9 protein-coding genes and 1 pseudogene are annotated in these 8,662 nt (G+C 71.7%); 6 read left to right on the top strand and 4 right to left on the bottom strand.

The genetic code is table 11. The features are described from left to right. Nucleotides 1-18 precede the first annotated feature (18 nt). Both G5C51_RS36985 and G5C51_RS36980 read right to left on the bottom strand, forming a co-directional pair. Complete coding sequence (locus G5C51_RS36985) at nt 19-1,077, bottom strand: questin oxidase family protein (RefSeq protein WP_165244440.1); 1,059 nt, start codon at nt 1,075-1,077, stop codon at nt 19-21. A gap of 66 nt (nt 1,078-1,143) precedes the next feature. Next, a complete protein-coding gene (locus G5C51_RS36980) occupies nt 1,144-1,659 on the bottom strand; it encodes a GNAT family N-acetyltransferase (protein ID WP_165244438.1) in 516 nt (171 codons plus the stop codon). Nucleotides 1,660-1,818: 159 nt separating this feature from the next. On the opposite strand from G5C51_RS36980, the gene G5C51_RS36975 reads away from it, so the two are divergent. After that, nucleotides 1,819-2,838: a sigma-70 family RNA polymerase sigma factor gene (locus G5C51_RS36975; RefSeq protein WP_165244436.1), complete on the top strand. Its 1,020-nt coding sequence runs from the start codon at nt 1,819-1,821 to the stop codon at nt 2,836-2,838. A 92-nt stretch (nt 2,839-2,930) separates the two neighbouring features. Here the strand turns inward: G5C51_RS36975 and G5C51_RS36970 are convergent, their stop codons facing one another. Further along, nucleotides 2,931-3,482: a pyridoxamine 5'-phosphate oxidase family protein gene (locus G5C51_RS36970; protein ID WP_165244434.1), complete on the bottom strand. Its 552-nt coding sequence runs from the start codon at nt 3,480-3,482 to the stop codon at nt 2,931-2,933. Nucleotides 3,483-3,650: 168 nt separating this feature from the next. Between G5C51_RS36970 and G5C51_RS36965 the strand changes: the two genes are divergently transcribed. The 5 genes from G5C51_RS36965 to G5C51_RS36945 all read left to right on the top strand — a co-directional run bounded on the left by G5C51_RS36965 (nt 3,651) and on the right by G5C51_RS36945 (nt 8,440). Continuing rightward, a complete protein-coding gene (locus tag G5C51_RS36965) occupies nt 3,651-4,412 on the top strand; it encodes a DeoR/GlpR family DNA-binding transcription regulator (protein ID WP_165244432.1) in 762 nt (253 codons plus the stop codon). Continuing rightward, a complete protein-coding gene (gene pfkB, locus G5C51_RS36960) occupies nt 4,409-5,395 on the top strand; it encodes a 1-phosphofructokinase (protein WP_165244430.1) in 987 nt (328 codons plus the stop codon). Before G5C51_RS36965 ends, pfkB begins: the two co-directional genes overlap by 4 nt. Beyond that, the gene (locus tag G5C51_RS36955; protein ID WP_165244428.1) at nt 5,392-7,497 is read left to right on the top strand and encodes a PTS fructose transporter subunit IIABC; all 2,106 of its coding nucleotides are present in this window, start codon (nt 5,392-5,394) and stop codon (nt 7,495-7,497) included. Before pfkB ends, G5C51_RS36955 begins: the two co-directional genes overlap by 4 nt. Before the next feature lie 110 nt (nt 7,498-7,607). Next, complete coding sequence (locus tag G5C51_RS36950; protein WP_165244426.1) at nt 7,608-8,087, top strand: hypothetical protein; 480 nt, start codon at nt 7,608-7,610, stop codon at nt 8,085-8,087. A 95-nt stretch (nt 8,088-8,182) separates the two neighbouring features. Next, on the top strand, nt 8,183-8,440 hold the full coding sequence (locus G5C51_RS36945) for a hypothetical protein (RefSeq protein ID WP_338118444.1): 258 nt from the start codon (nt 8,183-8,185) through the stop codon (nt 8,438-8,440). A 9-nt stretch (nt 8,441-8,449) separates the two neighbouring features. Here G5C51_RS36945 and G5C51_RS36940 read toward each other — a convergent pair. Next, nucleotides 8,450-8,662: pseudogene (locus tag G5C51_RS36940) on the bottom strand (P1 family peptidase); the annotation flags it as partial.

Raw genomic sequence — 8,662 nt, 5'->3', positions numbered from 1 at the left:
CACCCCACCCCCTCAAACTCACCCCACCGGATCGATCGACTCCACGGCCCGGACCCCCGCCAGAAGCGCCGCCTCATCCCCGACGTCCAGTGCCGTATCGACGAACTTGATCGCGTGCTCGTCGCCATGCTCCGCGACCCGCGCGAAGAGCTCCTCGGCGTCCGGAGCCGCGCCCCGCAGGGCCGCCGCCTCCCCAGGCCGGTACATCGCCGTCACCGCGGCGCTCGCCGCCCACGCAGCCCCGTAGCTCGGCGTCCACAGCTCCCGGGGGAGCGCCGGCAGCGTCCGCAGCACCGCGTTCGGCGCGGTCGCCGCGTGCACCAGCATCACCGGGTTGCCGTGGGCGTACGCCCCGTACCAGTGCGTGGCGGCCCGTACCACCTCGCCCAGCAGCGCCCTGGCCTCCTCCGGCGACGCCGCCGGCCGCAGCGCGCCGAGCGCGTCCGCGAAGCCCGGCGTCTGCGGCAGCTGCGCGAAGCGCTTGTGGATGCCGATCACCTGCGGGTCCGGGATGCCCGGCACCCCGGCCAGCGCGTCCTCCGGGGCGTACGCCCCGGTCGGCACGGCAGCCACCGGCAGCGCCCAGTAGCGCGCCGCCCAGTACGCCAGCGCGTGCCCCAGCTCCGCGATCCGCGGGGCCGACGGGGCCGTCGAGGACGCCCCCTCCTCCTCCTCCTCCAGCAGCGCCCGCACCGCGTGTCCGGTACGGATCACCACATGCGTCGCGCCGCCCGCCAGCCCGGGCAGCAGCCGCGGCCACCACTCGGCCAGCACGTCCCGCCACGGCGCCGCGGCCAGCCGCTCCGTGAAGAAGACCGGCCAGTCGCCCAGCCGCTTCGGGTCGCCGAGCGCCTCCCGCCAGCCCTCCGGGCTGATCCGCTCGCCCGGCGCCGGCAGCTCCTCCAGGCGCCCCCGGTACGCGTCCACCCAGCGGTGCACGGCCCCCGCCTGCCCATGCCGTACGAGAGCCTCCACGGCCATCGGGCCGTGATTGGTCAGCCACCCCTCGAATTCGGGGCCGCATTCGTGCAGCCGGTCGAACGCCTCGTCGAGGGTCCCGCTCGTGTCCAAGGTCATGCCGCGGACGCTATGCGCTGCCCGCCGCGTACGGGAACGGTCCGGGGACCTACGACCAGCGGCCGACTAGCGGCCGAGGGGCTTCTCGTACCAGGCCACGTCCCAGTAGCGGCCGAATTTCCGGCCCACCTCGTGATACGTCCCGACGTGCTCGAAGCCGAAGCGCCGGTGCAGCCGCTCCGAGGCCTCGTTCGGGAGCGCGATGCCCGCGTAGGCGCGGTGCACGTCCTCGGTCTCCAGGGCGGCGAAGAGCGCCTTGTACAGGAGCGTGCCGAGGCCGCGGCGGCCCGCGTCGGGCGCCAGGTACACGCTGCACTCCACCGAGGTGGCGTACGCGGCCTTCGGGCGGAAGGCGCTGGAGGTGGCGTAGCCCAGAATCCGTGACCCCGCCCGAGCAACCAGAAGGCGGTGCGGGCCGTCTTCTGGGTGGGAGAGCAACCACCCGCGGCGGTCGTCGGGGGTGAAGGGGGCGGTGTCGAACGTGATCGGCGTCTCACGGACGTAGTGGTTGTAGATCGCCGTCAGGGGCTCGAGATCGGCCTCGACGCCCGGGCTGACCTGCACTTCTGCAAACTCTTGCACCGCTTCAAGCTACCAGGCGGGCCGCACAGGGTACTGCAAGATCACAAAAAACGAAGCCCCGCATGGGAATTCTGTCCGGATTCCAGCCGTTGGAAGCAATGTAACGGGCACCCGACAGGTGCCGAACCGTTATCCGTCTCACTCGTTAAGGGAGCACGCATGGCAACCCGTGCCGTCGCCCGCCGCGCGACCGATGCCAAGGGCAAGGCCGCCGGCAAGGGCAGCGTTCGCGCATCGAGCGGGGAGATCGCCGACCGCGACCTGGTCGGCATGTACCTCGACGAGATCGCGCGTACACCGCTGCTCGACGCCGCGAAGGAGGTCGAGCTCTCCCTGGACATCGAGGCCGGTGTGTACGCCGAGAAGCTGCTCGCGAAGGAGGTCGACCCGCTGGCGGGCGACGACTCCCCGAGCGCTTCGGCGACCCGTGAGGAGCTCGAGACGCTGGTGGCCCTCGGCGAACGTGCCAAGGACCTCTTCATCCGCTCGAACCTCCGCCTGGTCGTGGCCGTCGCCCGGCGCTATCCGCGCAGCGGCCTGCCGCTCCTCGACCTGATCCAGGAGGGCAACGCGGGCCTCGTCCGCGCGGTGGAGAAGTTCGACTATCGCAAGGGCTTCAAGTTCTCCACGTATGCCACGTGGTGGATCCGCCAGGCCATCACGCGGTCGATCGCCGACCAGTCCCGGACGATCCGGCTTCCCGTGCACCTCGTCGAGGAGCTCGGGCGGATCCGCCGGGTGCAGCGCGAGTTCAACCGCGAGCACGGGCGCGAGCCGGAGCCGGCCGAGGTCGCCGCCGAGCTCGGGTCCACGCCGGAGCGCGTGGTGGACGTGCTGGACTGGGCCCGTGATCCGGTCTCGCTGAACATGTCGGTCGACGACGAGGGCGAGACCCAGTTCGGCGACCTGCTGGAGGACACCGGTGCGGTGTCGCCCGAGCAGTCCGTGCTGTCGCTGCTGCGCAGCGAGGAGCTCGAGGACCTGATCGGCAAGCTCGATCCGCGTACGGCCTCGATCATCCGCGCCCGCTACGGCATCGAGGACGGCCGCGAGCGCACGCTGACCGAGGTCGGCAAGCAGCACGGCCTGACGCGCGAGCGCATCCGGCAGATCGAGAAGCACGCGCTGGTCGAGCTGAAGAAGCTCGCCCGGGACACGGGCTTCGAGTCGGCGGCGTAACGCGCCGTCCCGTCCCACCCATAGACAGCCCCCGGCCGCCGCCCCCCCCTGGCGGCCGGGGGCTTTATCGTGCGCCGGGCCTGCGTGTCTGCCTAGAAGGTGTAGCGGGTGTGGCTGTAGACGCCGTTCTCCCGGCCGAAGGCGTAGGCCGTGTGCGGGGTGACCGCGAAGACCAGCACCTCGCCCTTGCGGATGGCGTCCCCCATGCCGTGGAACGTGCCCTCGGGGGAGGTCATATGCGCCCCGTACTTAGCCTCGTGCCGCGTGATCGCCTGCTCCACCGCCGCGGGGTCCGTGATCTGCTCCGCCGTCCCCTCGACCACGATGTCGCGGCCCGAGGTGAGCGAGCTGCCGCCGGTGGTGAGGGCGCAGTGCCGGTCGCGGGCGAGGTTCTTCGCCTTCTGCTCCGCCGGACCGGTGCTGAAGTAGAGCAGGCCGGCGCTCGCGTCCCATGCCGCGATCAAGGGCGTGATGTGCAGTCGGCCGTCGGGCCTGACCGTGGAGAGCTGGAAGATCTCGGCCTCCTCCAGCTGCCGCTGGGCCTCGGCCCAGTCGGTGGCGCCGGCGTTCTCCGCCCCCGGGAGCTGGTTCTGCGCGGAGCTGTAGCGCTCGTCGAACTCGGTCCTGGGCTGCTTCGCTGTCATACGGGTCTCCTTTCCCTTCCCCGGTAACGACCGACCGGGCAGCCAGAACTCGTCGCCCGTGCCCGAATGAGTTGCTGCCCATGCCCGAGTGTGTTTACTTTCCCGAGGTCTGCCCGTAACGTGGAGGCGAAGCCACAGACCCGGGCATGGAAACGGACCTGAATCCACATGTACGCACCGGAGCGCCAGCAGGAGATCCTGCGCCTGGCCCGCGAGGGCGGGCGGGTGGACGTGCTGTCCCTCGCCGAGGAGTTCCAGGTCACCGCCGAGACCATCAGGCGCGACCTGAAGGCGCTCGACCGCGCCGGGCTGATCCGCCGGGTGCACGGCGGTGCGATACCCCGCGGCGGCCTGGACTTCGAGCCCGACCTCGCCGAGCGCGAGTCGACCGCCGCCGATGAGAAGGACCGCATCGCGGAGGCGGCGCTCGCCGAGCTGCCGGACGGCGGCAGCGTGATCCTCGACGCCGGCTCGACCGTGGCGCGGCTGGCGGGTGTGCTGCCGCCGGAGTCCTCCTTCACCGTGATCACGCACGCGCTGCCGGTGGCGGCGCGATTGGCGGACCATCCCGGCATCGACCTGCACCTGGTCGGCGGCCGCGTCCGGCACCGCACCCGGGCCGCGGTGGACGCCTGGGCCCTGCGCGCGTACGGCGAAGTGAACGCCGACGTCGCCTTCATCGCCACCAACGGCTACTCCCTCGACGCCGGCCTCACCACCCCCGACCTCGCCGAAGGCGCCGTGAAGCGGGCGGTGATCGGCGCCGCCCGGCGCGTGGTGCTGCTCGCCGACTCGGGCAAGTTCGGCGCCCAGCACCTCGCCCGCTTCGGCTCCCTCGCCGGCGTGGACCTCCTCATCACCGACACCGGCCTCGCCCCCGAAGACGCCCGCGCGATCAAGGCGCAGGGCACGGAAGTTGTGCGTACATGATCGTCACCGTCACCCCCAACCCCAGCCTCGACCGCACGTACGAGCTACCCGCCCTGGACCGCGGCGCGGTGCTGCGCGCGGGCACCGACCGGGTCGACCCGGGCGGCAAGGGCGTCAACGTCTCCCGGGCCGTGGCGGCGGCGGGACACCGCACGGTCGCGGTCCTCCCGCTCGGCGGCCCGGAGGGCGACCTGCTCGCCCGGCTCCTGGGAGAACACGGCATCGAGGCGGCCGGCGTCCGGGTGGCAGGCTCGACGCGCGTGAACGTGGCGCTGGCGGAGCCGGACGGCACCCTGACGAAGGTCAACGCGGCGGGGCCTGAACTGACTGCTGCGGAGGCGGAGTCGCTGCTCGAGGCGGTGCGGGAGCGGGTCGGGGGTGGTGACCCAGTATCCGGCGCCGACTGGATCGCCTGCTGCGGAAGCCTGCCGCGCGGGCTCGCCCCCGAGTGGTACGCGGACCTCGTCGACCGCGTGCACCGGGCCGGCGCCCGCATCGCCCTGGACACCTCGGGCCCGGCGCTGACCGCCTCGCTCGCCGCCCGCCCCGACGTGGTCAAGCCCAACGCCTCCGAGCTCGCCGAAGCCGTCGGCCGCCCGCTGCTCACCGTGGGCGACGCGGTCAAGGCCGCCGAGGAGGTACGCGACTGGGGCGCGGGCGCGGTGCTCGCCAGCCTCGGCGCGGACGGGCAGCTGCTGGTCTCGGACGACGGCGTCTGGTTCGCCTCGGCCCCGGTCGCCACCGTCCGCAGCAACGTCGGCGCGGGCGACGCCTCACTGGCCGGCTTCCTGGCGGCGGGTGGTACGGGCCCGGCCGCCCTCGCCGCCGCGGTCGCGCACGGCGCGGCAGCCGTCCAACTCCCCGGCAGCGTGATGCCCACCCCCCGCGACCTCGCCCCCGACGAGGTCACCGTCACCGCAGATGTCCCCCTCGACCGGCCACTCACCGAGCCGGTCCGCTCAGGCAATGGAGCTGCACGATGAGCGAGTTGATAACCGCACCCCTGGTCGACCTGGACCTCACCGCCGACACGAAGGAGGCCGCGGCCCGCTCCCTGGCCGAACGCATGACGGCCACCGGCCGCGTCACCGACCTAGAAGGCTTCCTCGCGGACGTGGCCGCCCGCGAGGCCCAGATGCCCACGGGCCTCGACGGCGGCATAGGCATCCCGCACTGCCGCAGCGAACACGTAACGCAGCCAACCCTGGCCTTCGGCAGGAGCGCGACAGGCATCGACTTCGGCGCCACGGACAACCGCCCGGCCGACCTGATCTTCCTGATCGCAGCCCCGGCAGGCGGCGACGAGGACCACCTCTCGATCCTGTCAACGCTGGCCCGCAGCCTGATGGACGACTCCTTCACGACCGCCCTGCGCACAGCGGAAGACGCGGAAACCGCAGCCCGCCTGATCCGCGGCGATACGGAGCCCGTACAGGCCGACCCCGCCGATGCTTCGGGCGCCGTCGCGCAGGCCCCCACCTCCGAGACCAACGCGCCCACCCCCTCGCGGCCGCGAACCGGCAACCCCGGCGGGCCCGATGCGGCCGCGGAGACAGCGGAGCACGCCGCCGCCTCCAACCCCACAGCCTCGCCGCAGGCGCTCCGTATCGTCGCCGTCACCTCCTGCCCCACCGGCATCGCCCACACCTACATGGCCGCCGAATCCCTCGAACAGGCCGGCCGCGAGGCCGGAGTCGAGATCACGGTGGAGACCCAGGGCTCGGCCGGCTTCACCCGCCTCGACCCCGACCTCATCGCCTCCGCCGACGCCGTGATCTTCGCCCACGACGTCGAAGTCCGCGACCGCCCCCGCTTCGCGGGCAAGCCCACCGTCGACGTAGGCGTGAAGGCCGCGATCAACCGCCCGGCGGAACTCATCGCCGAGGCCCGCGACAAGGCCGCCCGCGGCGAGGTGAGCGAGACCCCCGCCGCCGGCTCGCCCATGGACCGCAATGCCGACGCCGAGGACGGCTACGGCACCAAGCTCCGCAAGTGGCTGATGACCGGCGTCAGTTACATGGTCCCGTTCGTCGCCGCCGGCGGCCTGCTGATCGCGATCTCCTTCGCCCTCGGCGGTTACGACATCACCGAGGCGAAGTCGGTCGCCGAACACTTCATCTGGACCGAAGCCGACAGCTGGGCCGCCCTCTTCAACCAGATCGGCAGCGCCGCCTTCGGCTTCCTCGTCCCGGTCCTGGCGGGCTACATCGCCTACGGCATGGCGGACCGCCCGGGCCTGGTCCCCGGCTTCGTAGGCGGCGCGATCTCTCTCACCATCGAGGCCGGCTTCCTCGGCGGCCTGGTAGCGGGCCTGCTGGCCGGCGCACTGGTGCAGGCGATCCAGCGCATCGAGGTCCCGAAAACACTCCGCGGCATCATGCCGGTGGTCGTCATCCCGCTGATCTCATCAGCGGTGATCGGCTTCCTGATGTACGTGGTGATCGGCAAGCCGATCGCCTCCCTCCAGAACGCGCTCACCGACTGGCTGAGCAGCCTCTCCGGCTCCAACGCGATCATCCTGGGCGTCATCCTCGGCCTGATGATGTGCTTCGACCTCGGCGGCCCGGTCAACAAGGTCGCGTACGCCTTCGCGGTCGGCGGCCTGACCCACCCGAACGACGGCAGCCTGAAGGTCATGGCGGCCGTCATGGCAGCAGGCATGGTCCCGCCCCTGGCAATGGCCCTGGCCACCACGCTCCGCGGCAAGCTCTTCACCAAGACCGAACGCGAAAACGGCAAGGCCGCCTGGGTCCTCGGCGCCTCCTTCATCTCAGAGGGCGCCATCCCCTTCGCCGCCGCCGACCCGCTCCGCGTCATCCCGGCCTCCATGGCCGGCGGCGCCGTAACAGGCGCCTTGTCGATGGCCTTCGGCAGCACCCTCCGCGCCCCCCACGGCGGCATCTGGGTAACCCCGCTGATCGGCGGCTGGCTCCTCTACCTGGTAGCCATCGCCGCAGGCACCGCAGTAAGCGCCGCCCTGGTCATCTTCCTGAAGGGCCACAAAAAGCAACAGCCCGAGGCCCCCGCCCCGTCCCAGCAAGAGACCGACCACCCATCGGAACAGAAAGTCCTGACGACCGCCTGAGCCCAGCGCCCCTCCGCAGCCCGGCCGCACGCACCGCTGCGGCCGGGCTGCGGACTGTTCGCCCGATCGAGCGATGGCGAGGCGCAGACTTTCAAAGTAGTTTGAAACTCATGAGTGCAGAGCCTGCCTCCGCCAACTTCTCCGAGCTTGTCAACAAGAACAAGCAGACACTCGCGCGCCTCAAGGAATCGCATCGCCTGCTCCTGCACCGCAGGGACGGCGAGGACCTGGTCCTCACTACGGCTGCTCGAGCCGAGCAGGACCAGACGGTCGTGTCCGCTGCCACGCGCATGCTCGCCGCCATCGCCCGCCGCGAGCCAGGCAGCATGGAGCTCCTCCTGGATGTGCTGCCGGAGGCATTCCCATGGGTGCGCTTCCTGCCGGAGCAGGACGTGCACGGCTTCGCCGTGGAACTGGTCGACACGATGCGGGCCGCCGATTCCGTCAGCAACAGCGCGTCCGTCGCCCAACTGCTCATCGCCTGGCAGCACACGGCGGAGGTCTACTCGGACCCGGACCTGCTGGCTGCGCTGACCAGAGACCACGATGCCGACTACGGCCCCGTCCCGAACCCGGCAGCCGACGCGTGACCCCAGGACGAGGCGACCGAGCCGCGCCACCTGCACCGGAGGGGCAGTGGGAGATCCGCTTCGCGGATGCCGCATCGGCAAAGGGCTGGGAGAGCTTGACGCAGCAGGCTCGCGAGAACACCTACCGAGCCTGGACCGCCCTACGCAGCGACCCGGTCCCGACCGCGGAAACAGCCCGGCACCACCGCCTGAAAGGCAGCCTGGCACACGGGACTTACCGCGGTCAGACCTGCCAGCAGTGGCAGATCGAGGTCACCGGAAGCGGCCGCATCTGGTACCTCGTGGACACCGAGCGCGAGACCTGCTGGATCACCTACGCGGGCATGGGCCATCCGCGCGCGACCGACCGCTGACCGACACCGTCAGCCGGCGGCGCCCCGCTCCTCGTAAAGCTCTCGGTACGACGGGAAGACCCCGCCCGGGGTCTCTACGCTCTCTGCCGCCAGGACGGCGTTCACCACGGCGCGGGTGAGGACGTCGGCGCCCAGGGCGTAGAGCTCGTTCAGGGCGCCTGCTTCGTGGTGGACGGCGAAGGCCGGGTCCGGTGATTCGGTGCCGGGGGTGAGGAGGGGGCG

It is taken from the genome of Streptomyces coryli (genome assembly GCF_011044975.1).
In the GTDB taxonomy this organism is placed as follows: Bacteria; Actinomycetota; Actinomycetes; order Streptomycetales; family Streptomycetaceae; genus Streptomyces; species Streptomyces coryli.
The sequence above is the reverse complement of the archived record's forward strand: the minus strand, read 5'-3'. Positions and strand labels throughout refer to the sequence as shown.

Bases quoted from the DNA above. Each gene is read 5' to 3' on its own strand.
- G5C51_RS36975 (WP_165244436.1), top strand. From the start codon at position 1,819: ATGGCAACCCGTGCCGTCGCCCGCCGCGCGACCGATGCCAAGGGCAAG.
- G5C51_RS36985 (WP_165244440.1), bottom strand. From the start codon at position 1,077: ATGACCTTGGACACGAGCGGGACCCTCGACGAGGCGTTCGACCGGCTG.
- G5C51_RS36950 (WP_165244426.1), top strand. From the start codon at position 7,608: ATGAGTGCAGAGCCTGCCTCCGCCAACTTCTCCGAGCTTGTCAACAAG.
- G5C51_RS36955 (WP_165244428.1), top strand. From the start codon at position 5,392: ATGAGCGAGTTGATAACCGCACCCCTGGTCGACCTGGACCTCACCGCC.
- pfkB (WP_165244430.1), top strand. From the start codon at position 4,409: ATGATCGTCACCGTCACCCCCAACCCCAGCCTCGACCGCACGTACGAG.
- G5C51_RS36965 (WP_165244432.1), top strand. From the start codon at position 3,651: ATGTACGCACCGGAGCGCCAGCAGGAGATCCTGCGCCTGGCCCGCGAG.
- G5C51_RS36970 (WP_165244434.1), bottom strand. From the start codon at position 3,482: ATGACAGCGAAGCAGCCCAGGACCGAGTTCGACGAGCGCTACAGCTCC.